The sequence below is a fragment of the Streptomyces sp. NPDC091272 genome (assembly GCF_044757485.1).
Classification (GTDB): Bacteria; Actinomycetota; Actinomycetes; order Streptomycetales; family Streptomycetaceae; genus Streptomyces.
This window is the reverse complement of record NZ_JBIVVC010000006.1, coordinates 138039-158968: the sequence shown is the minus strand read 5'-3', so window position 1 is coordinate 158968 and position 20930 is coordinate 138039. Positions and strand designations below refer to the sequence as shown.

General features: G+C 73.6%; 18 protein-coding genes. 12 read left to right on the top strand and 6 right to left on the bottom strand.

Going from position 1 to position 20930, the window contains the following annotated elements; translation table 11 throughout:
* Positions 1 to 41 precede the first annotated feature (41 nt).
* From ACIQM4_RS18765 to ACIQM4_RS18755, 3 genes are read left to right on the top strand one after another with little or no spacing between them, the layout of a single operon-like run.
* Entirely contained in the window at positions 42 to 713 is a 672-nt protein-coding gene (locus ACIQM4_RS18765; RefSeq protein WP_401593163.1) for a glycosyltransferase family 2 protein, read from the top strand.
* The gene (locus ACIQM4_RS18760; protein ID WP_401592648.1) at positions 710 to 1405 is read left to right on the top strand and encodes a DUF2064 domain-containing protein; all 696 of its coding nucleotides are present in this window, start codon (positions 710 to 712) and stop codon (positions 1403 to 1405) included. Before ACIQM4_RS18765 ends, ACIQM4_RS18760 begins: the two co-directional genes overlap by 4 nt.
* Positions 1402 to 2043, top strand: a complete 642-nt coding sequence (locus ACIQM4_RS18755; protein ID WP_401592646.1) for a class I SAM-dependent methyltransferase — start codon at positions 1402 to 1404, stop codon at positions 2041 to 2043. Before ACIQM4_RS18760 ends, ACIQM4_RS18755 begins: the two co-directional genes overlap by 4 nt.
* 212 nt (positions 2044 to 2255) lie before the next feature.
* Here the strand turns inward: ACIQM4_RS18755 and ACIQM4_RS18750 are convergent, their stop codons facing one another.
* Positions 2256 to 2768, bottom strand: coding sequence for a hypothetical protein (locus tag ACIQM4_RS18750; protein WP_401592644.1), 513 nt, complete (start codon positions 2766 to 2768; stop codon positions 2256 to 2258).
* On the bottom strand, positions 2768 to 3916 hold the full coding sequence (locus ACIQM4_RS18745) for a molybdopterin-dependent oxidoreductase (protein ID WP_401592642.1): 1149 nt from the start codon (positions 3914 to 3916) through the stop codon (positions 2768 to 2770). The genes ACIQM4_RS18750 and ACIQM4_RS18745 overlap by 1 nt, the downstream gene beginning before the upstream one ends.
* A gap of 408 nt (positions 3917 to 4324) precedes the next feature.
* Between ACIQM4_RS18745 and ACIQM4_RS18740 the strand changes: the two genes are divergently transcribed.
* The 3 genes from ACIQM4_RS18740 (at position 4325) to ACIQM4_RS18730 (ending at position 7663) form a co-directional block, all read left to right on the top strand.
* On the top strand, positions 4325 to 5737 hold the full coding sequence (locus ACIQM4_RS18740) for a glycosyltransferase 87 family protein (protein WP_401593161.1): 1413 nt from the start codon (positions 4325 to 4327) through the stop codon (positions 5735 to 5737).
* 93 nt (positions 5738 to 5830) lie between these two features.
* Positions 5831 to 6457, top strand: coding sequence for a HEAT repeat domain-containing protein (locus ACIQM4_RS18735; RefSeq protein WP_401593159.1), 627 nt, complete (start codon positions 5831 to 5833; stop codon positions 6455 to 6457).
* 51 nt (positions 6458 to 6508) lie between these two features.
* Positions 6509 to 7663 (top strand): HEAT repeat domain-containing protein, encoded by a 1155-nt coding sequence (locus tag ACIQM4_RS18730; protein WP_401592640.1) that lies wholly within the window; start codon positions 6509 to 6511, stop codon positions 7661 to 7663.
* A gap of 25 nt (positions 7664 to 7688) precedes the next feature.
* Here ACIQM4_RS18730 and ACIQM4_RS18725 read toward each other — a convergent pair whose 3' ends face one another.
* Entirely contained in the window at positions 7689 to 9062 is a 1374-nt protein-coding gene (locus ACIQM4_RS18725) for an esterase-like activity of phytase family protein (RefSeq protein ID WP_401592638.1), read from the bottom strand.
* Between the two features lie 141 nt (positions 9063 to 9203).
* Positions 9204 to 10070, bottom strand: a complete 867-nt coding sequence (locus tag ACIQM4_RS18720) for a hypothetical protein (protein WP_401592636.1) — start codon at positions 10068 to 10070, stop codon at positions 9204 to 9206.
* Between the two features lie 269 nt (positions 10071 to 10339).
* Here ACIQM4_RS18720 and ACIQM4_RS18715 point away from each other — a divergent pair, with 269 nt between their 5' ends.
* Positions 10340 to 10876, top strand: a complete 537-nt coding sequence (locus ACIQM4_RS18715) for a hypothetical protein (protein WP_401592634.1) — start codon at positions 10340 to 10342, stop codon at positions 10874 to 10876.
* 42 nt (positions 10877 to 10918) lie between these two features.
* Here ACIQM4_RS18715 and ACIQM4_RS18710 read toward each other — a convergent pair whose 3' ends face one another.
* Positions 10919 to 12394 (bottom strand): cytosine permease, encoded by a 1476-nt coding sequence (locus ACIQM4_RS18710; protein ID WP_401592632.1) that lies wholly within the window; start codon positions 12392 to 12394, stop codon positions 10919 to 10921.
* A 202-nt stretch (positions 12395 to 12596) separates the two neighbouring features.
* Between ACIQM4_RS18710 and ureA the strand changes: the two genes are divergently transcribed.
* The 4 genes from ureA (at position 12597) to ACIQM4_RS18690 (ending at position 16873) form a co-directional block, all read left to right on the top strand.
* A complete protein-coding gene (ureA, locus tag ACIQM4_RS18705) occupies positions 12597 to 13280 on the top strand; it encodes an urease subunit gamma (protein ID WP_401592630.1) in 684 nt (227 codons plus the stop codon).
* Positions 13281 to 13422: 142 nt separating this feature from the next.
* Positions 13423 to 15105, top strand: coding sequence for an urease subunit alpha (locus tag ACIQM4_RS18700; RefSeq protein WP_401592628.1), 1683 nt, complete (start codon positions 13423 to 13425; stop codon positions 15103 to 15105).
* A gap of 67 nt (positions 15106 to 15172) precedes the next feature.
* Complete coding sequence (locus tag ACIQM4_RS18695) at positions 15173 to 16231, top strand: agmatine/peptidylarginine deiminase (protein ID WP_401592626.1); 1059 nt, start codon at positions 15173 to 15175, stop codon at positions 16229 to 16231.
* A 9-nt stretch (positions 16232 to 16240) separates the two neighbouring features.
* Complete coding sequence (locus ACIQM4_RS18690) at positions 16241 to 16873, top strand: TetR/AcrR family transcriptional regulator (RefSeq protein ID WP_401592624.1); 633 nt, start codon at positions 16241 to 16243, stop codon at positions 16871 to 16873.
* A gap of 158 nt (positions 16874 to 17031) precedes the next feature.
* On the opposite strand, the gene ACIQM4_RS18685 is transcribed toward ACIQM4_RS18690, so the two are convergent.
* Positions 17032 to 19659 (bottom strand): PA14 domain-containing protein, encoded by a 2628-nt coding sequence (locus ACIQM4_RS18685; RefSeq protein WP_401592622.1) that lies wholly within the window; start codon positions 19657 to 19659, stop codon positions 17032 to 17034.
* A 179-nt stretch (positions 19660 to 19838) separates the two neighbouring features.
* On the opposite strand from ACIQM4_RS18685, the gene ACIQM4_RS18680 reads away from it, so the two are divergent.
* A complete protein-coding gene (locus tag ACIQM4_RS18680) occupies positions 19839 to 20852 on the top strand; it encodes a LacI family DNA-binding transcriptional regulator (RefSeq protein ID WP_401592620.1) in 1014 nt (337 codons plus the stop codon).
* The last annotated feature ends 78 nt before the right edge of the window (positions 20853 to 20930 follow it).

Sequence of the window (20930 nt, the reverse complement as noted above, 5' to 3'; positions counted from 1 at the left end):
CAGGCAAGTCCCCGGCGGAGCGTGCGGCCGGCGGCCACTGCGTGGACGTCGTACTGCCCTGCCTCGACGAAGCGGCGGCCCTGCCCTGGGTGCTGGAACGCATCCCGCCCGGCTGGCGCGCGATCGTCGTGGACAACGGCTCGACCGACGGCTCCGCCGCCCTCGCCCACCGCCTCGGCGCCACGGTGGTGACCGAGGAGCGGCGCGGTTTCGGTGCCGCCTGCCACACCGGGCTGCTCGCGGCGAGCGCCGACATCGTCTGCTTCTGCGACTGCGACGCCTCGCTCGACCCCGCACTGCTCGTGCCCTTCACGGACCAGGTTGCCCGCGGCGAGGCCGACCTGGTGCTGGGCAGAAGGCGCCCGCAGGGCCGCGGCGCCTGGCCCCCGCACGCGCGGGCCGGGAACCTGGCACTGGCCCGGATGCTGCGCCGCAGAACAGGGCTGCGCCTGCACGACCTGGGGCCCATGCGCGCCGCGCGGCGCACCGCGCTCCTGGGCCTGGGCCTCACCGACCGGCGCAGCGGCTACCCGTTGCAGATGGTGGTCCGGGCGGCGGACGCGGGCTGGCGGGTGCGGGAGAGCGAGGTGCCGTACCTGCCGCGGGCCGGGAAGTCCAAGGTGACCGGCACATGGCGGGGCACCTGGCACGCGGTACGCGACATGCGCGCGGTTCTCGCGGAGGCCCCGGCCCCCGTGGCGGTGACCCGATGAGCCGCCCGCCCACCACCCTCCTCGTCGTCGCCAAGGAGCCGTTGCCGGGACGGGTGAAGACGAGGCTGACGCCTCCCTACTCCCCGCACGAGGCGGCCCGGCTCGCCGAGGCCTCCCTCGCCGACACACTGCGAGCGGTACGGGACACCCCGGCCGACCGCCGGGTGCTGGTCCTCGACGGCGCGCCGGGCCCCTGGCTGCCCACCGGGTTCGAGGTACGGGCGCAGTGCGGCGGCGGGCTCGACGCCCGGCTGGCCGCTGCCTTCGCCGGGTGCGCCGCGGGCCCCGCCCTGCTGATCGGCATGGACACCCCGCAGGTGACACCCCAACTCCTCTGTCGGGGAGTCGATTTCACCGATACGGACGCCTGGTTCGGGCCCGCGGCCGACGGCGGTTTCTGGGCGCTCGGGCTCGCCGTTCCCGACCCGGAACTGCTGCGCGGGGTTCCCATGTCGACGGCGCACACCGGCGCGGTCCAGCGCGGCAGGCTGGAGGCGGCGGGCCTTCGGGTGCGGGACCTCCCCGTCCTGCGGGACGTCGACACGGCGGCCGACGCGCACGCGGTGGCCACCGAGATTCCCGGCAGCCGGTTCGGGCGGCTGCACGCGGCTCTCGGCGGCGCGACAACCGCCGGCGCGGCAACCGCCGGCGCGGCAACCGCCGGCGCGGCCCGTGCGGGAGGGCCGAGGTGAGCGTGGCGGCCTGGCGGGCCGACCCGTACCGTGACGCCCTGCTGACCGGGCAGGGACCGCTGTTCCTGCGGCGTGACGACGGCTGGCTGCTGCCGCTGGAGGTGGAGCGCTGGTGCGCGGTGCCCGACAGCGCCGACGCCACGGTGCTGGCCCGCTGCCGGGGAACGGTGCTCGACGTCGGGTGCGGGCCGGGACGGCTGGTGGCGGCCCTGGCGTCGCGCGGACGGGTCGCGCTCGGCCTCGACGTGAGCCACGAGGCGGTCGCCCACACGGAACGCAGGGGCGGCGCCGCGCTGTGCCGTTCCGTCTTCGACCCGCTGCCGGGCGGCGGGCGCTGGGAGACCGTCCTGCTGATGGACGGCAACATCGGCATCGGCGGCGACCCCGCGGCCCTGCTGACGCGCATCGCGGAACTCACCGCCCCACGGGGCGCGTTGATCGTCGAGGTGGCGGAGCTGGATCTCGACGAGTGTGTCGAGGTACGGGTAGACGACGGCAGGGGCGCCACCGGTGCGGCCTTCCCCTGGGCCAGGACCGGCGCCGGGGCGCTGCTCCGCTACGCGGGGGCGACCGGCTGGCTGGCCGACGAGACGTGGCGGGCCGAGGACCGCGAGTTCGTGCGGCTGAGCCGGGGTTGAGCGAGTTCGTGCGCCTGGATCGGAGTTGAGCGAGTTCGTGCGCCTGGGCCGGGGTTGAGCGCTCAGGCATCCGTTCCCCTGGCGGGGCTTCGGGGGACTCTCGGCGGGCGTGCCGTCGGCCTTGGGGCTTGCGTACGGCTTGGGGCTTGCGTACGGCTTGGGGCTTGCGTACGCCGCCAAGCCGGACCAGGTCCACCTCCCGGCGCGTCCGCTCAGCCGGGCCGGCGGCGACCCCACAGTGCTCGTACCACCCTTGGCACGGTCAGCAGCACGCCCGTGACGACCGTCACCGCGAGCAGCGCCGTCAACCATCCCCGCAGGTAAGGCAGCGGCAGCACCGAGGAGTTGGCCGGCGTGCCGGGGCGCAGCAGCACCGGCAGCGCGACCAGCGTCAGACATCCCGCCACGAGCAGCGCGCCGCGCACCGTCCCGTACACGCGCGGGCGCAGACCGGCGACGAGCAGCCCCACGCCCAGTACCAGCGGTGCGATCAGCACGTCGTGTGCCAGGATCGCGCCGCCCACCCACAACCCGACCTGGACGACGTCACCCGTACCGAGGACCAGCACCGCGCCTACCCCCATCAGGACGACCCCCAGGGCGCCGGCCACCACGCGCCCGAACCCGGGACCCCCGTACCCGTGCCTGCCCTCGGCCCTGCCCCCGCCCCTGCCCCTGCTCCTGCCCTTGTCCTTGTCCTTGTCCTCGATCCTGCTCCTGGCCATCACCGCACCTCCAGTCGCACGACCCACTTGGTCTGCAGGACGCCCGGCCGGTTCGGGGCGATGACGCGTGCGGGGAAGCCGTGATCGGCGGACAGCGTGCGCCCGTTGAGCGTCAGCGCGAGAAGGGTGAGCGGGTCGTGCGCGTACTCGGCGCCCAGCTCCGTCACCCGGTACGCGCCGTGCCGCTCCAGCGACTCCACCCGTAGCCCGGCGCCGGGTGGTGCGCCGGCCCGCTCCAGCAGGTCCCGGACGCGTACGCCGGTCCACCGGGCGCTCTTGCTCCAGCCCTCGACACAGGCGATCGGCAGTTCGACCTCCGTCTGCGGCAGCGCGCGCAGCTCGTCGAGGCTCAGCAGGAAGGGCCGGGGCCCCGCGACATCGAGCCGCCAGTCCGCCACGGAGCGCAGCGCGGGCAGGACGCCTGCCGCGACGGCCGTCCGGTTCACCGGCAATCCCTGGGGGCCGTGATCGGGATGGCGCGGCGTGAGCAGGTCGACCCGTCCCAGCGGGGTGAAGGACTGTCCGACCGTGGTCACGGTGACCGCGCCGACCGCCGCCGCGAGCCCCAGCAGGAGCGAGCGCCGGTCCGGCCCTGCGCCGTCGGCCGACAGTGCGACGGTGGCCTCCGCGCCACGCCGCCAATGCGCGGCGATCTCAGGCAACTTGACCGCCAGGTGCAGCAGCAGCGCGCCCACCAGCAACCAGCCCACCGCGAAGTGCACGGGGACGAAGGAGAACGGCCACGGGTACCACTGCACCGTGTTCAGCAACCCGCTGAACAGCTCGAACGTCGCCGCTCCCACCAGCACCGCCACCGAGACCCGCTCCAGCGCGTGCCGCACAGAACGCACCGGGGGCCGCACGAACAGCCGTGGGTACACCGTCCAGAGCTTCACCACCAGCAGGGGGACCGCCGCGGTGCCGCTCGCCACGTGCAGCCCCTGGCTGACCCGGTACCCCCACACCGGCCTGCTCGGCAGCGCGTCGACCGCCCAGCCGGGCGGGTGCTGGAGGTAGTGGCTGACCATCCCCGTGCCGAAGCAGACGACGACGGCGACACCCAGCAGCCGGCCGACGGAGGTGGCCGTACGGGCGTCGTGCAGCCGCCCCGAGAAGACGAGGAGTGACGGAACTTTCATGCCCTCCATGACACCGCCGCCGCGTCCCGTACGGGGCGTGTGACTCCTTACGAAACACGGACGCCGGGGGCGGCGCGGCGCCGGGGAACCGCTCGCGCTGCCAGGCTGAAAGACGTGATCAGCCCCCGCACGCCGAAGAACTCCGACACCGGCCGCACCCGGCCGACAACCACCCTCGGCAACACCGCAGACCCGCGTCCCGCGAAGCTCGAACCGCACGACCCGCGTCCGGCGAACGTCCCGCGTCCCGCGAAGCTCGAACCGCACGACCCGCGTCCGGCGAACGACCCGCGTCCCGCGAGTGACCCCCCGCCCGATGCCGCGCCCCCGCCCGATGCCGCGCCCCCGCCCGATGCCGCGCCCTCGCCTGGCGTCGCGCCCGAACCCCGCGGTGGTCCGCGCCCCCGGTGGCGCGTCCTGCGCGTCGGCGTCCTGCTCGCGGCGCTCGTCACCGTCCTGGCGTGCACCGTCCGGTACGACGGCTACCGCACGGACCCCGCGGGCCTGTCCTGGTGGTACGCGGCCTCCTGGCTGTTGTTCGCCGCCGCGGCGTGGGCACTGCGGGCGGTCCCGGTGCGCCGGGCCCTCGTGCTCGTCCTGGCCGGGTCCGCGGCGGTGGCGGCCACCGGGTTGCTCGCCCCGCCCCGTACCAGCACGGACGCCTACCGCTACGCGTGGGACGGCCGCGTCCAGGCGGCGTCCGTCTCCCCGTACGACCACCCCCCGGCCGACCCCGCGCTCGTACCGCTGCGCGACAACTGGCTCTTTCCCACCGGGGCCGACTGCCAGGGTCCCGACCTCGCGCGCGTCCCCGCCCCTGAGGGGCAGCTCCACTGCACGCGCCTCAACCGCCCCTCCGTGCACACCATTTACCCACCGGTGGCCGAGGCCTACTTCTACGCCGTCGAGAAGATCTCGCCGCCCGGCGCCGGTCTTGTCCCGTTCCAGATCGCGGGCGCGGTGCTGTCCTTCGCCGTCACGTCGGCCCTGCTGTGCGTCCTTGTGCGAGTACGCGCCCGTGCCGGAGCCGCCGGCCGCGGCGACCCGCGCACCGCCGTCTACTGGGCCTGGTGCCCCGCGGTGCCCGTCGAGGCGGTCAACAACGCCCATGTCGACGTCCTGGGCGTGCTGTTCACGGTCCTCGGGCTCGGCCTGGTGGCGTTCGGGCACCGGCTGCGCGGGGGAGCGCTGCTCGGTGCGGCCGTCGCGACCAAGCTGATGCCCGCCGTCGTCCTGCCGGGCGCCCTCTCGGGCGCCCTGGCGGGCGGGCTCCCGGGCGTGCGGCGGGTGCGGCACGCGGCGGCGGTACTGGGGCCGGCCGCGGTGGTCGTCGTCCTCACGTACCTCCCCTACGTCCTCTCCTCGCACGCCTCCGTCCTCGGCTATCTGGGCGGTTACGTCGAGGAGGAGGGGTACGGGGACGCCGCGGCGCGCAGCCGCTACGCGCTGCTGCGCCTGCTGCTGCCCGATGCGTGGGCCGTCCCCGCCCTGGTGGCAGGCGCGGTGCTGGTGAGCGGCTACGTACTGTGCCGTGGCGACCCCGAACGCCCCTGGCGCGGAGCCCTGTTGGTGACCGGTACCGCGTTCCTGCTGCTCACCCCCGGCTACTCCTGGTACGCGCTGCTGCTCGTCGCGCTGGTCGCCCTGGACGGCCGGTGGGAGTGGCTGACGGTGGCCGCGGCGGGTGCGGCGGCGTACGTCGCGGGGCAGGCCTTCGGCTCCCCGGGGACGGTGAGCACGGTCGCCTACGCGGGTGCGGCGGCGGCCGTCCTGGTCGGCTGCTGGTGGCGCGCCCGCACGGCGCGGGGCCGCTTGACCTTGACACGGTGACAAGGCCTTCACTGTGCCCAGGAGGTGATCCCGGTGACAGGAAGAACGCGGGGACAGGACCAGGAGACGGCGGCGGCCCAGGACCGCCACAGGCTGCTGGGCGCGCTGGAGGACCCCCGGCCGTCGGTGCGGCTTCGGGCGGCGATGGCGGTCGGCACCGCTCCCGGCCCGAACTGGGTGGACCGGCTCGTCGAGCGGTGTGCGATCGAGCCCGAGTTCCCCGTGCGCGAGGCGCTCACCTGGGCCCTCACCCGCCATCCGGCGTCGATGACCGTGCCCGCGCTGCTCCGCGAGGTCCGCGCGGCGGGTGCGCAGGCCCGGAGCCAGGCCCTGCACACGCTGTCCAAGATCGGGGACCGCCGGGCGTGGCCCGCGATCACCCCGGCCCTGTTGTCGGACGGCGATGACGAGGTGGCGCGCAGCGCCTGGCGGGCCGCGGTGGTGCTCGTACCGGAGGGCGCGGAGGCGGAGTTGGCCACGGCGCTGCTCACCCAGCTGGGGCGCGGCGAACGGGAGACGCAGCTCAGCCTCAGCCGGGCGCTGATCGCGCTCGGTGAGCCGGCGGCGGCGGCCGTCCGTGCGGCGACGACGGACCCCGACCCCCGGGTGCGCGCGCACGCCCTCGCCACGCAGCGGCTGCGGCGCGACCCGGACGCCGGGTTCGCGTTCGCGATCGAGGAGGCCGGGCGCGTGGTCGCCCTGGGCACCGCCGACCGGTGAGGATGGCCATCGGCAGATGGCGCGGGTGACGAACGGATCGGGTGACGGACGGTGTTGATCGGCGAGCTGGCACGGCGGTCCGGGGTCAGCGCCCGGATGCTCAGGCACTACGAGACGCTCGGCCTGGTGCGGCCCACCGCGCGCACCGGCGCCGGCTACCGCGAGTACTCCGCCGAGGACATCCGGCGCGTCTTCCACATCGAGAGCCTGCGCTCGCTGGGCCTGTCGCTGCGCGAGGTGGGGCGCGCGCTCGACGACCCCGGCTTCACCCCCGCGGAGCTCGTCGACGACCTCGCCCGCCGCACCCGCGCACGCATCGCCGCCGAGCGGGAACTGCTCGCCCGGCTGGACCGGATCGGCGCCGCGGAACCCGCGGGCTGGCAGGACGTCCTGCGGGGCGTCGAACTCCTTCAGGCCCTGGGATCGCCGAGCGCGGGCAGGCGCCAGAGCGCGGCGCTGTCCGCCGTCGACGGGGCGCCGGTGCCGGTGGAAGCCCTGGCCGAGGCGGTGCTGGGGGAGCGGGATCCGCATGTCGCGGGCGCCCTGCGCTGGGCGCTGGCGCAGTCGGGTGACGGGGGGCGGGAGCGGCTGGCCGAGGGGCTCGGCTCACCGGATGCCGCCGTGCGCGAACGCGCCGTGCGGGCCCTCGCCGAGATCACGGACGAGGCGGCCACCGCGCTGCTGCGGGAAGCCCTCGCCCACCCCGACCCCGTGGTCCGCAGGCACGCGGCGCCGGCGCTCGCCGCGCGCCACGTGGCGGACGCGGTGCCCACGCTCGTCGAGATGGTCGCCGCGGACACCAACGACGTCGTCGCGGCCGACGCGCTGGGCGAACTGGCGGCCCGCCCGGCGGTGGCGGAGCGCGTCACCGGCGCGCTGGTGGCCCGTATGGCCCGAGACGACGCCGGTTCGCCGGCCCGCCGGCGCCTCACCCAGGCGCTCGCGGAGATCCCGGGGGACGCCGCGGCGCGCGCTTTGACGGAGCTCTCCCACGACGAGGACCGCACCGTCGCGCTGACCGCGGCCTACATCCTCGGCCTGCGCGAGGCGGCTCCGGCGGGTGACCGTGAGGCGGGCCCGGCGGGTGACCGCGAGGCCGGCCCGACGGGTAGCTGTGAGGCCGGTTCGGCGGGTGACCGTGAGGCCGGTCCGACAGGTGATCAGGAGACCGGCCCCACAGGTGAGCAGGAAGTCACCGGAACGTGAGTGCCCCGCGCGCGGACGCCCCGCGTCAGCGCAGCGGGCGGGGCAGGCGCACCCGTACGAGAGTGGTCTCCACGCCGCTGTCGACCAGCCTGCCCCGCGCGTCGAACGCCGCCGGGCCGTCGGTCATGCCGAAGTCGTTGTCGTTGAGCAGGACGAGCGTCGACGGGCCGTCGACCGCGACGCCCTCGATCTTGCCGGGGACGCCCGGCACCTTGTTCAGGTCGACCACCAGGCGCTTGGGCAGCACCGGGACGCCGGCCGCCGCCGGGTCGGCGAGCTGCTCCAGGGAGGGCGAGGTGGCCGATTCCCAGCGGGAGTCCAGAATGTCGTTACCGGGCCGCAGGCGTACCTCGTGCAGCCGGGCCGCCTTGTCCGTACGCTCCTGGACCAGCAGCCGGTCGCCGCCGAGCGCCACCAGCGCGGAGAGCTTGAGCTCGGACGTCTTCGTCTGGCCGGGCTCGACGGTCCCGACGGCGTCGAAGCGGTAGGCGTACTCGGCGGTGACCTTGTTCCTGCGCGGCGAGAACCGCACCAGCCGGGTGGTACGGGACTCCTCCCCGGCCTCCTTCCCGGGGTTGAGCAGCGGGCTCTGCAGGCCGATGACCAGGTCGCCGCCCGGCAGCAGGGCCAGCCCCTCGAAGCCGCGGTTGACCTTGCGCTTGAGGAGGACCGCGGGCAGCGACTCGACCACCGGGTAGTTCGCGCCGGTCAGCCGCAGGCCCTTGGGCACATGACGGGCGAGCACCCGCCCGCGCGCGGAGACGTGAACGAGCGAGGGCCCGTACTCGTCGGCCAGCCAGAAGCTGCCGTCCTTGGCCCTGACGAGGCCCTCGGTGTCCAGCCCGTCCGGGTTGTACGGGAGCGGCTCGGCGGCCCGGTAGTCGTACGGCGCCTCGTCACGGGCCCGCTGGTTCGGCAGGCCGGTCACGGGCGCGCCGGCGCTGTTGGTCAGCGGAACCGACCCGATCACCTGGACCCGGCCGCCGACGGTGCGGATCTTCACGATCGCGGGGTTGAAGCCGGGCACCGGGAAGGTGCGCCGCTTCTCCTCGCCGACCTCGATCTGGCCGTTGGGGCCGCGGTCGGTGACGGTCCAGTACTCGCCCGGCCGCCCGGCCGGGTACAGGTCGCTGCCGATGCCGCCCAGGTCGACCCCGCGGTCGTCGCGGACGGTACCCGGCAGCAGCCGGTTGCTGAAGCCGGCCAGCCCGATGTCAGGCAGCGTCGAGGTCGAGACGACCCGGGCGCCGTCCGGGCGGTGGTGCGTCGGCGCGGACGCGTCGGCGGTGCCCACGACCGTGGTGAGTGCGAGCACGGCGGACAGCGGCAGCACCAGGGCGGCGGGGCGGCGCAGATTCACGCCGAAGAGCTCGGTGCGGCGCGGGGGACACGGATTCATGCGGGGGAACTCCCTGTGGGATGTGTGCGTGCGTGCGCGTGGGATGCGTGCGTGCGTGCGCGGGCGGACGCCCACGGCGGGGCCGGGCGGAACGCCCACGCCGGGGGGGCAGGGCAGGTGGGACCGAGCGGGCGGGAGGTCCTAGTAGCGGTCCAGGATGAGCTGCGTCTTGAGGATGTCGCCGCGGTACAGCCAGCCCTTGGCCTCGGCGACGGCGATGGAGTCGTCGTGGAGGTCGGCCGCCGCGGTGCGGGAGTCCGTCTTGAAGGACAGCTCGACGACGTACTCCGTGCCCGTGCCGCCCGCCCCGACCACCGGCAGCACCTCGATGCTCGCGTCGTCGGACGCGCCCCACTCGCCGCCGTAGACCTTGGCCGTCACCGGGCCGTGCGCACGGGACGCGCCCAGCGTGCTCGCCCCCCAGCCGTCCGCCTTGGTGTCCTCCAGCTTGCCGGGCAGGTCGTCGACCAGCCAGCCGCGCCCGGTGGCGTCCGAGGGCAGCGCGGTGCCGGAGTAGCCGCCGGCGCTCCGCTCGTCCTCGTTGCTGAAACTCAGGGTCTGCTTGGCGTAGCCCCAGTCGACCTCGGCCTCGTAGTTGGTGTCGCCGCTGTCGAAGCCCGCCGCGTTGGCCGTGTTCAGGGCCGCGTCGAGGTTGCCGCCGGTGACGGGGAACCTCTTCTTGTACGTCTCCTCGAAGGAGGAGCCGGCCTTGTGGCGCAGCCGCACGCTCCATCCCTCGGCGTCGAGGGCGCGGCTGTCGGTGTCGTAGTAGCTGTACGAGCGCGCCTTGGGAGAGCCGGTGATGCCGAAGGCGGAGCGGACCGCCGCGCTCGGCGCGTGGGACGCGTCGAGCGCCGCCGCCGTGAGGTTGATCTTCACCTCGTACGTGGGCACGGCGTTGGCGGCGGCGTGCGCGGGGGTGGCGGGGGCGAGGAGCGCGGCGGAGAGGGCGAGGACGAGCGCCGAACCGGCGACGGCCGGGCGCGGGGCCCGGGAGGTGAAGGTCATGCGGCAGATGATCACGGCCGTGCGTGAGGGTGGGGTGACTGCCGGACGAGGGCCCGGTGAACCGCAGACGACCGCCCGGAACCGGTGCGCGGCCACCTCCCGGCGCGTGCCCGTCCCGTCCGCCGGGGTGTCCCGTTCGACGGGGCGACGGGCGGACGGTCCTGCGCATCACCTGCCGGTCGTCGCGATTCGTCAGGCTCTGTCCGCCTTCGCGGTCTACGGTACGAAGACACCGCGTGGCCCACCGCGGACTTCTGAGGAGGACTCCTGTGCCACCGTCCTGCGACCCCCAGCACGCTCCCGCCGGCGATGTGGGTGCGGCGCTCATGATGATCGACTCCCGCCTCCAGGGCATCTACGACGCCAAGGCCGAGTCCGGCCCCGAACAACGGGCGGTGATCGACCGGTTCGTCGCGTCCCTCGGCCGCGAGGAGGCCGAGGACGTGCGCGACGGCACGTGCACCCTCATTTACATGTTCATGACCTGGCTGCGAAGGGCCTACGAGGACCACGACAAGGACGTCATCGAGGTCGTGGTGCCCAACCTGGTGGCCACGATGCGCAGGATGCCCAAGAGCGTCCGCCCCGAGGCCATCCCCACCATGGCGGGTCTGCTGGTCGCCGCGGCCACCGGGCTGAGCCCCAGCCTCTGGCGCAACCAGTACGGATCGTGGAGCGATCACGAGCTGACCCCGCTGGACGCGACCGCCCTGCTGCTCGCGGAGCACATCAACCGCATCACCGACGACTCCGACTTCGCCACCCGCATGATCAGCGACGCGCTGACCGGCGCGGGCGCGGACTGACGGACCCCGGCCGCGCGGGGCCCGCCGGGTCCCGGCCGCTCGTCAGGACGGCGCGCTCGGGCTGAGCGCGCGCTCGCGCCTGGCGGCGGCGGGCGGCCCGGTGCGGCCGGGAAGTACCGCGTACAGAGCCCCGCCGACCAGGCCCGACAGTACGAAGCTGCAGTCCACGCCGCCGGTCAGCGCGAGCAGCGGGCCCTCGTACAGCGGGGTCGACACGGCGGCGAGGCCGACGGCGGCGCCCGCCGCCCAGGCGCACGTCGCGCCGGGGTGCCAGCCGCCGGTGAACCAGTAGGCGCCGCCCCTGGCACGCCTGTTGAAGACCTGGAGCGCCTCGGCGTCGTACTCACCGCGGCAGCGCACGTAGCCGATCGTGGTGATCACCGCCCACGGTGTGCCGATCGCGGTGAGCAGCAGCACGAAGGAGGTCATCGCGGACTGGGCGTCCCAGACGAAGTGGCCGGCGAAGACGAACGCGGTGGCGACGACGGCGGCGATCGCGGTGGCCTGCGTGCGGGTGGCGCGGGGCACGATCGCGTCCAGGTCGAGCCCCATCGAGTACAGCATCAGCCCCGCGTTGCCCACCGAGCCCGCCGCCGCGGCGAGCAGCAGCGGCACCAGGTACCAGGTGGGTGCGGCGTCCACCAGCGGGCCCGCGTAGTCGAGGGCGGCGCGTGCGGCGAGCGCGGTGTACGTGCCGAAGAGCTGCGGCAGCAGCAGCCCGGCGAGCAGCCCCAGGCAGGTGGCGGCCAGCACCCGACGGCTGCCGTGCCGGCGCGGGGAGATGTACCGGGTGTAGTCCCCGAGCAGCGTGATGAAGGCGATCGGCCCGCTGAGTCCGGCGGCGACGGCGGACAGCAGCCAGGTCGGCCAGAAGGAGCCGAGGAGGTACGGGGTGCCGGGCGGCGCCGCGGCGGTGAGGTCCGGGGCGTACGCGATCAGGCCGAGCGCGAGCAGGGCGGTCATGGCGACCGCGAGGACCTTGCTGAGGCGGAGCAGCAGCCGGTAGCCGTAGACGGCGCCGACGACCGTGCAGCCGGCGAGGGCCGCGTAGGCCGCGGCGTGGGCGGCGCCGCTGTCGGGCAGTCCGGTGAGGCGGACGAGGGTGCCGACGATGACGTCACCGCCTATCCACAGGGTCAGCGCGGTGTAGCCGAGCGCCAGCAGCAGCCCGACCACCGAGCCGATGAGCCGTCCGCGCACGCCGAACTGGGCGCCGCTGGAGGTGGAGAGGTTGGTCGCGGTGCGCAGCGAGACGAGGGCGAGCGGCGCGGTGACGGCGACGCCGACGACGGTGCCCGTGACGACCGAGGTGACGGCGGGCCACAGGCCGAGACCGAAGGAGACGGGCAGCCAGCCGAAGACGATCACCCCCAGGCAGAGGTTGGAGCCGAGCAGGATCGACATCAGGTCACGGGGGCCGCTGGTGCGTTCCGCCTCGGGGATGGTGTCGACGCCGTGCTGTTCGAGCAGCCGGGGTGCCGGGGCGTGGGTGTCGTGCTCGCTTGGCATGGAGGGCATGGGGAGCTTTCCCGATCGGCCGGAGGGTTTTTTGAGTGATGCTCAAATACATTCACTGCCGTACGCCGGAGGGAACGGCGCGAATTCACGCCGCTCAATGTGGCGTAGCTCAAGGTTGTGCGTCAATGCTTCCGGCATCGCCATCTCATGTTTAGAGTGGTGTTCTAACTAGCGCGTGGCTGGTGCCAGGAGGAGTGACGGCGTGCGACTGACCCCGACCGAACGTGACCGGCTGCTGCTCTTCGGAGCGGCGGAGCTGGCGCGGGCCCGCAGGGCGCGCGGGCTGCGGCTCAACGTCCCCGAGGCGACCGCCCTCATCGCGGACACCGTCTGCGAGGCGGCCAGGGACGGCCGACGGCTCGCCGAGGCGATCGAGGCGGCGCGCGGCGTGCTGGGCCCCGACGACGTCCTGCCCGGTGTCTGCGACGTGGTCACCGAGGTCCACGTCGAGGCGGTCTTCGACGACGGCTCACGGCTCGCCGTGGTGAGCGACCCGATCGGCGGCGGCTCGCTCGGCGCCGAGGCACCGGGCGCCCTGCTGCCGGGCCCCGGGTACGAGGAGCCCGCACCGGCCGTCCGGATCACCGTGCGCAACACCGCCGAGGTGCCGGTCTCGGTCACCTCGCACTTCCACTTCTTCGAGGCGAACCCGCGGCTGGAGTTCAGCAGGGCCGCCGCTTACGGGATGCGGCTCGCCGTGCCCGCGGGCTCGTCCTTCCGCTTCGGGCCGGGCGAGAGCGCGGAGGTGGGCCTGGTGCCCATCGGCGGCGCCCGCGTCGCGATCGGCTTCGCCGGCCTGGTGGACGGCGCACTCGACGCACCGGGCGCCCAGGAGGAGGCCCTGCGCAGGGCAGCGGCCTGCGGCTACCTGGGGGCGGAGCAGTGACCGCCGCCCGCCGTACCGCCGGCGCCCGCCCGCCCGCTGCCCGCCACGCCGCCGGCGCCTACATGCCGGCTCCCGGCCGGGCCGTCCGGGCCGCCCGCGCCGCCACCCGCCCCACCCCTCGACGTCAGACGGAGGCCACCCGATGAGCGCCGGCATCACCCCTTACGAGTACGCCGCCGTGCACGGCCCCCGGGCCGGGGACCGGGTACGGCTCGGGGACTCCGGGCTCACCGTGCGCGTGGAGTCCGACTCCCAGCTGCCGGGCGAGGAGTTCCTCGCCGGGTTCGGCAAGACCGCCCGCGACGGCCTGCACCTCAAGGCCGCGGCCGTCCGCGACACCTGCGACGTGGTGATCAGCAACGTGCTGCTCATCGACGCCGTGCAGGGCATCCGCAAGGTGTCCATCGGCATCAGGGAAGGCCGCATCTCCGGCATCGGGCGGGCCGGCAACCCCGACACCCTCGACGGCGTCGACGTCGTCGTAGGCACCGGGACCAGCATCGTCTCCGGCGAAGGCCTCATCGCCACCGCGGGCGCCGTCGACACCCACGTCCATCTGCTCTCCCCGAGGATCATGGAGGCCTCCCTCGCCTCCGGCGTGACCACGGTCATCGGTCAGGAGTTCGGCCCGGTGTGGGGCGTCGGCGTCAACTCGCCCTGGGCGCTGCGCCACGCCTTCAGCGCCTTCGACGCCTGGCCGGTCAACATCGGCTTCCTGGCCAGGGGTTCCTCGTCGGACGGCGCGCCCCTGGTCGAGGCGCTCGCCGAGGGCGGGGCCTCCGGGTTCAAGGTGCACGAGGACATGGGCGCCCACACCCGCGCCCTGGACACCGCGCTGCGGGTCGCCGAGGAGCACGACGTCCAGGTCGCCCTGCACAGCGACGGGCTGAACGAGTGCCTGTCCGTCGAGGACACCCTCAAGGTCCTGGAGGGGCGTACCATCCACGCCTTCCACATCGAGGGCTGCGGCGGCGGGCACGTCCCCAACGTCCTGAAGATGGCGGGCGTGCCCAACGTCATCGGCTCGTCCACCAACCCCACCCTGCCCTTCGGCCGCGACGCGGTCGCCGAGCACTACGGGATGATCGTCTCGGTCCACGACCTGAAGACCGATCTGCCGGGCGACGCGGCGATGGCCCGCGACCGGATCCGCGCCGGCACCATGGGCGCCGAGGACGTGCTGCACGACCTCGGGGCCATCGGCATCACCTCCTCCGACGCCCAGGGCATGGGCAGGGCGGGGGAGACCGTACGGCGCACCTTCCAGCTGGCCGGGAAGATGAAGGCCGAGCGCGGCGCGGAGGGCGACGACGACAATGCCCGCGTCCTGCGCTACATGGCCAAACTCACCATCAACCCCGCCATCGCCCACGGCCTGGCCCACGAGATCGGCTCCGTCGAGGTCGGCAAGATGGCCGACATCGTGCTGTGGCGGCCCGACTCCTTCGGCGCGAAGCCCCAGCTCGTCCTCAAGTCGGGCTTCCCCGCGTACGGCGTCACCGGCGACCCGAACGCCGCCACGGACACCTGCGAACCCCTCGTGCTCGGCCCGCTGTTCGGGGCGCACGGCGCCGCCCCCGCCGACCTGTCGGTGGCCTTCGTCGCGCAGGCGGCCCTGGACCAGGGCAACGACACGATGCCCACCCGCCGCCGCCGGGTCGCCGTCCGGCACACCCGCGGCATCGGCCCCGCCGACCTGCTCCTCAACTCCCGTACCGGGGCAGTCGACGTCGACGGCCGCACCGGCCTGGTCACCCTCGACGGCGACCCGCTGCGCTCGCAGCCCGCGGACTCCGTCCCGCTCAACCGCCTGTACTTCCTCTGAACGCCGGCCGCCCGCGACTGACTCGCACGGCCGCCCCGCCCCCGCCGAACCCTTCGTAAGGATCACCATGTTCCGTATGCCCGCCGAGTGGGACCCGCACGAGCGCACCTGGATGGCCTGGCCCGGACCCAACACGACCTTCTCCGACCCCGGGGAACTCGCCGACTCCCGCGAGGCCTGGGCCGCCGTGGCCCGCGCGGTACGCCGTTTCGAGCCCGTCACCATGGTCGTGGGCCCCGGCCAGGCGGACAGCGCCGCCGCTCTCCTGGGCCCCGCCGTCGACCTCGTCGAGCACGAGCTGGACGACGCCTGGATGCGGGACATCGGCCCCACCTTCGTCACCGACGACGCGTCGGGCGAACTGGCGGCCGTGGACTGGGTGTTCAACGGCTGGGGCGCCCAGGAGTGGGCCTCCTGGGAGCACGACGCCAAGATCGCCGCGCGGGTCGCGGACCGCGCTTCCGTACCCGTGCACAGCTCCCGGCTGGTCAACGAGGGCGGCGGCCTGCACGTCGACGGCGAAGGCACCGTCCTGCTCACAGAGACCGTCCAGCTCGGCCCCGAGCGCAACCCCGGCTGGACCAGGGAACAGGTCGAGGCCGAGGTGCACGCGAAGCTCGGCACCACCAAGGCCATCTGGCTGCCGCGCGGCCTGACCGGCGACTACCCCCCGCACGGCTTCGGCACCCTCGGGCACGTCGACATCGTCGCCGCCTTCGCCGCGCCCGGCGTCGTCCTGGTCCACTCCCAGCCCGACCCGGCCCACCCGGACCACGAGCTGTGCAAGGAGATCGCAGCCCTGCTGCGCACGCAGACCGACGCCAAGGGCCGCACCCTGGAAGTGATCGAGGTCAGGGCGCCGCTGGGCCTCAAGGACGAGGAAGGCAACTGGGTCGACCACTCGTACATCAACCACTACCTCTGCAACGGCGGCGTCGTCCTGTGCGCCTTCGACGACCCCCGCGACGAGGAGGCCGCCGCACTCTTCCGCGGACTCTTCCCCGACCGCGAGGTCGTCCTCGTCGACGCCCGTACGATCTTCGCGGGCGGTGGCGGCGTTCATTGCATCACCCAGCAGCAGCCCGCCGCCCGGGGGCCGCTCGGACATCCGCGGCCGATCGGGTAGAACGTACGAGTGAAGAACGCCCCCGCCACCGGACCGGAGCACGCCCCCGCTCCCCGCCGCCGGAAGAGCGCCCCGCCGCGTGAGAGCGTGCTCGCCGCCGCCATGGCGGCCATTGCGGAGGACGGCCTGGAGAAGCTGACCATGGCCGGGCTGGGGCGGGAGGTCGGTATGAGCAGCGGCCACCTGCTCTACTACTTCCACTCCAAGGACGAACTCCTGCTGCGCACCCTGGAGTGGAGCGAGGAGCAGCTGGGCGTGCAGCGCCGCTCCGCGCTCGCCCGGCAGGTGCCGGTGCGCGAACGGCTCGACGACTTCGTGGAGCTGTACGTGCCCCGGGCGCCGCGCGACCCGCAGTGGACGCTCTGGCTGGAGCTCTGGAACCGGGTGCGGGCCATTGACGACGCGGCTCGCACCCGGCTGCTGGACATCGAGCTCTCCTGGCACCGCGACCTGGTCGCGCTGCTCGTCGAGGGCGCCTCCCGCGGCGAGCTGCGCCCGGTGGACGCGGAGGGCTGCGCGACGAGGATCAGGGCGCTGCTCGACGGCTTCAGCACCCATGTGGCGATGGGCCTGCCAGGCTCGGACCGCGGCCAGGTCCTCGCCCACATCGGCGACTTCCTCGACGAGACGCTGAGCCCGTGAGCCCGTGAGCCCGTGAGCCCGTGAGCCCGTGAGCCCGTGGCCCCCCTGAGCCCTCGCGTACGGGCTCCGGCCCGCCCCCGGACGAGAGGGCGGGCCGGAGCCCCGGCCGAAAAGGCCGTCGGGCAAAAGGCCGTCGGGCAAAAGGCCGTCGGGCAGGTTCAGTTGCAGCCGGCCGGCACCTCCCGCGAGGCGTCCTGGATCAGGGACCGCTGGGCGGCCTTCAGCCGCTTCACGTCCGGCTTGACGACCTTGCGGTCGTAGGTGAGCAGGCCGTTCAGCTCGCCCTCCACATCGGTGATCTGTGTGTAGACCGCGCCGTTCCCGCCCTTGCAGGCCAGCGCGCGCACCTCGGCCAGCTTGGTGAGGTAGTCGTCCGTGTACGTCGCCGGGTCCACGTCGACGTAACTCTGCTGCACCGCCCAGGCGTGGCCGGGCACGGCGAGGCCGAGGCCGCCGTACTCGCCCGCGACCATCGCGCGCCGGCCGTCCGGCTTCGGCAGGGCCGGGCTCGGGTAGCCGTGTTCGTCGATGATGTCGCCGGTGCCACCGTCGGCGCCCAGGTTGAGCCCCGACATGCTGTTGACCGGCCGGGTCGGGTCCCAGGCCTTGGCCTGGTCGGCGATCCGGGCCATGTCGTACTGGCCCCAGCCCTCGTTGAAGGTCACCCACATGGCGACCGACGGGTGGCTGCTGTGCTCGTCGATCATCTGCTTCAGCTCGTGCTCGTACTGGGTGCGCGCCGCGGCGGAGGGGTTGGTGCCCGCCTCCATGGCCGGCATGTCCTGCCAGACGAGCAGCCCGAGCCGGTCGGCCCAGTAGAACCAGCGGTCCGGCTCGACCTTGATGTGCTTGCGCACGGAGTTGAAGCCCATCGCCTTGTGCATCTTCAGGTCGTACGCGAGGGCCTCGTCGGTGGGCGCGGTGTGCAGCCCGTCGGGCCAGAAGCCCTGGTCGAGGGTGGCCATCAGGAAGACGGGCTTGCCGTTGAGCATCGTGCGCGGGGTGCCGTTCACCTTCTCCACGGACACCGAGCGCATCCCGAAGTAGCTGCTCACCCGGTCGGCGCCGATGCTCACCCTGAGGTCGTAGAGGAACGGGTCGTCCGCCGTCCACAGGTGCGGCCGGTCGATCCTCAGGGTGAGCGGGCCACCGGTCCTGCCGCTCGCGGTGGCGACCTTGCGGCCCTTGGCGTACGCGGTCGCCGTGACCGGCACCCCGGCGCGTACGCCCCTGGCCACCACGGTCAGCTGCTTCTTGGCCACGTCAGGCGTGAGCAGCAGGTCGTCGGCGTGGTCGGCGGCCACCGGCTCCATCCACACCGTCTGCCAGATGCCTGACGACGGGGTGTACCAGATGCCGCTCGGGTCCAGGCGCTGCTTGCCCATCGGCGGGTTCTCCGCGCCCTCGGCGTCGGTCGGGTCGTACACGCCGACGATGAGCTCCTGGGTGCGGCCCGGCTTCAGCGCGTCGGTGACGTCGGCGCTGAACTTGTCGTAGCCGCCCTTGTGTTCGGAGACCTTGGTGCCGTTGACGTACACCTCGGACTGCCAGTCGACGCCGCCGAAGTTGAGCTTGAGGCGCTTGCCCGAACCGATCCGCCAGTCGTGCGGGACGGTGAAGGTGCGGCGGTACCACATCCGGTCCTCGTGCCGCTCGATCCCGGAGAGCTGGGACTCGATCGGGTAGGGGACCAGGACCTTCTCGGGGAGCTGCTTGCCGACCGGGGGCTGCTGGCCCGCGGTGGCCGGGGCGAACTGCCAGGAGCCGTTGAGGTTCTGCCAGTCGGCGCGGGTGAGCTGCGGGCGCGGGTACTCGGGGAGCGCGTTCCTCGGGCCCACCTCGTCGGCCCAGGGGGTGCGCAGCTGGTACGTGGAGTGGTTGGGGCCGCTGCTCCAGAAGGCGCCGACCGCCTTGCCGTCGGCGGCGGTCAGGCCGCCCTTGCCGTCGTAGGTGAGGTCCGCCTGGCCGGGCGCCTTGCCGTCCTTCTTGCCGACGACGGGCTCGGTCAGCGCGACCAGCAGCGCGCGCGGGTCGGCCGGGTCGGCCCGCACCGCCCCGAGCGGCCAGTTCGCCCCGCCGATCACGGCTTGGAGGTGCTCGGTCAGGTCGGCCGGGGGCGGCGCGAGCTGCTGGGCGAAGTCGAGCTTGAGGGTACGGCCGTCACCGAGGACGGTGGTGTTGATGGCACCGTCGTACTCGAAGCCGTCCGGCAGCCGGAACGCGTCCGCGGGGACGGCGGTCTTGGCGCCGCCCGGCGGGGTCCAGCGCAGGTGGAGGTTGGATCCTCCGATGTGCTCGAAGTACTCGACCTTGATGTCGTAAGCCGTGCCGGCGGTCAGTTCGACGGGGGCGGAGGTCTGCTCCTTGTCCCAGTCGTCGACCCAGTGGTCCACGGTGAGCTTCCCGTCGATCCAGAGCCGGAAGCCATTGTCGCCGATCACGGAGAACGTCGTCGGCCCGGACTTCTCCGGGACCACCTTGCCGGTCCAGCGCACGGACGCGTCGTCGGCGCTGCCGGTGGTGGACCTGAGCCGGGACTCCAGGCTGTTGAAGTCGATCGTCGGGTCGAAGCCGGTGGTCCTCAGCTCGTCGAAGTCGAAGGCCCCGGAGGCGGACTGGGTGTAGTACTCGCCCTTGAGGCCGTGGGGGACCACCGGCTCCGCGGCGGCGGCGCCTGCGGGCGGGGTCGCGGTCAGTCCGGCCAGGGCGAGAGTGCCGGCCAGGAGCAGGGCGACTCGGCCTTTTCGGTGGGGTGCGTGGGGGGAACGGAGTCTGCTGATGCGCACGGATCCTCCTTCTGAGGAAGGGTGGCGGCTCGCTGCTTCAGTCTGTACAACGTTGGAAGGAAGGGCAGTTGGCATGACAGCACGGCTCCCGGGTTCTGTCCAGGGACATGACAAACACACCCGTCGGGCGGGGTCACGCACCGATGACGGGGCCATACACCGATGCGGAGGAGATCCCCTTGCGGGTGAGTCTCAAGGACGTCGCGCTGCACGCCGGCGTTTCGATCAAGACGGTCTCGAACGTCGTGAACAACTACCAGCACGTCACCCCGGCGATGCGGGCCCGGGTGCAGAGCGCCATCGACGAACTGGGCTACCGGCCCAACCTCACCGCCCGCCACCTGCGCAAGGGCCGTACGGGCATCATCGCGCTCGCCGTTCCCGAACTCGGCAACCCGTACTTCGCCGAGCTCGCGGGCGCCGTCGTCGACGCGGCGGCCACCCATGACTTCACCGTGCTGCTCGACCACACCGGCGGCAACCGCGAGAAGGAGGTGCTGGTCAGCCAGGGGTTCCGGGCCAGAGTCATCGACGGTCTGATCCTCAGCCCGCTGGAGCTGGAGGCCGAGGACCTGCTCGGGCGCGAGGACGACGTGCCGATGGTGCTGCTCGGTGAGCGCGAGTACGACCTTCCCTACGACCACATCGCGATCGACAACGTGGCGGCGGCCCGCATCGCCGTACGTCACCTGCTCAGCAGGGGACGCACCAGGATCGCCTTCCTCGGCGCGCGCACCGACTCCGCGAACCGGCCCGCCCACCTGCGGCTCGCGGGCTGGCGGGCGGAGCTGGCCGACGCGGGACTGGCCGCGCCCGACTCCCAGGTGGGGCCGACCGGTGGCTGGGACCGGGGCGACGGGGCCGAGGCGATGGCCAGGATGCTGGACGCGGGGGTGCGGCCCGACGCGGTGTTCGCGTACAACGACCTGGTCGCGATCGGGGCGATGCGGGTGCTGCACGAGCGGGGCTTGCGGGTGCCGTGGGACGTGGCCGTGGTCGGGTTCGACGACATCGCGGAGGGCAGGTTCGGCGCGGTCACGCTGACCACCGTGTCACCGGACAAAACAGCCATAGCGCGGCTCGCGGTCGAGTCGCTGCTGCGCAGCCTGGCCAACGGCTCCCAGGGGGAGGGCCGGGAGATCACCGCGCCGTTCCGGCTGATCGAGCGCGAGAGCACGCTCGGAAGGCGCTGACGCCCCAGGAGCCCCAGGAGCCCCAGGTTCCGCGGGATGGGCCGGATTTCGGACGGAGGGGTTTACAGCCCCCTTCCA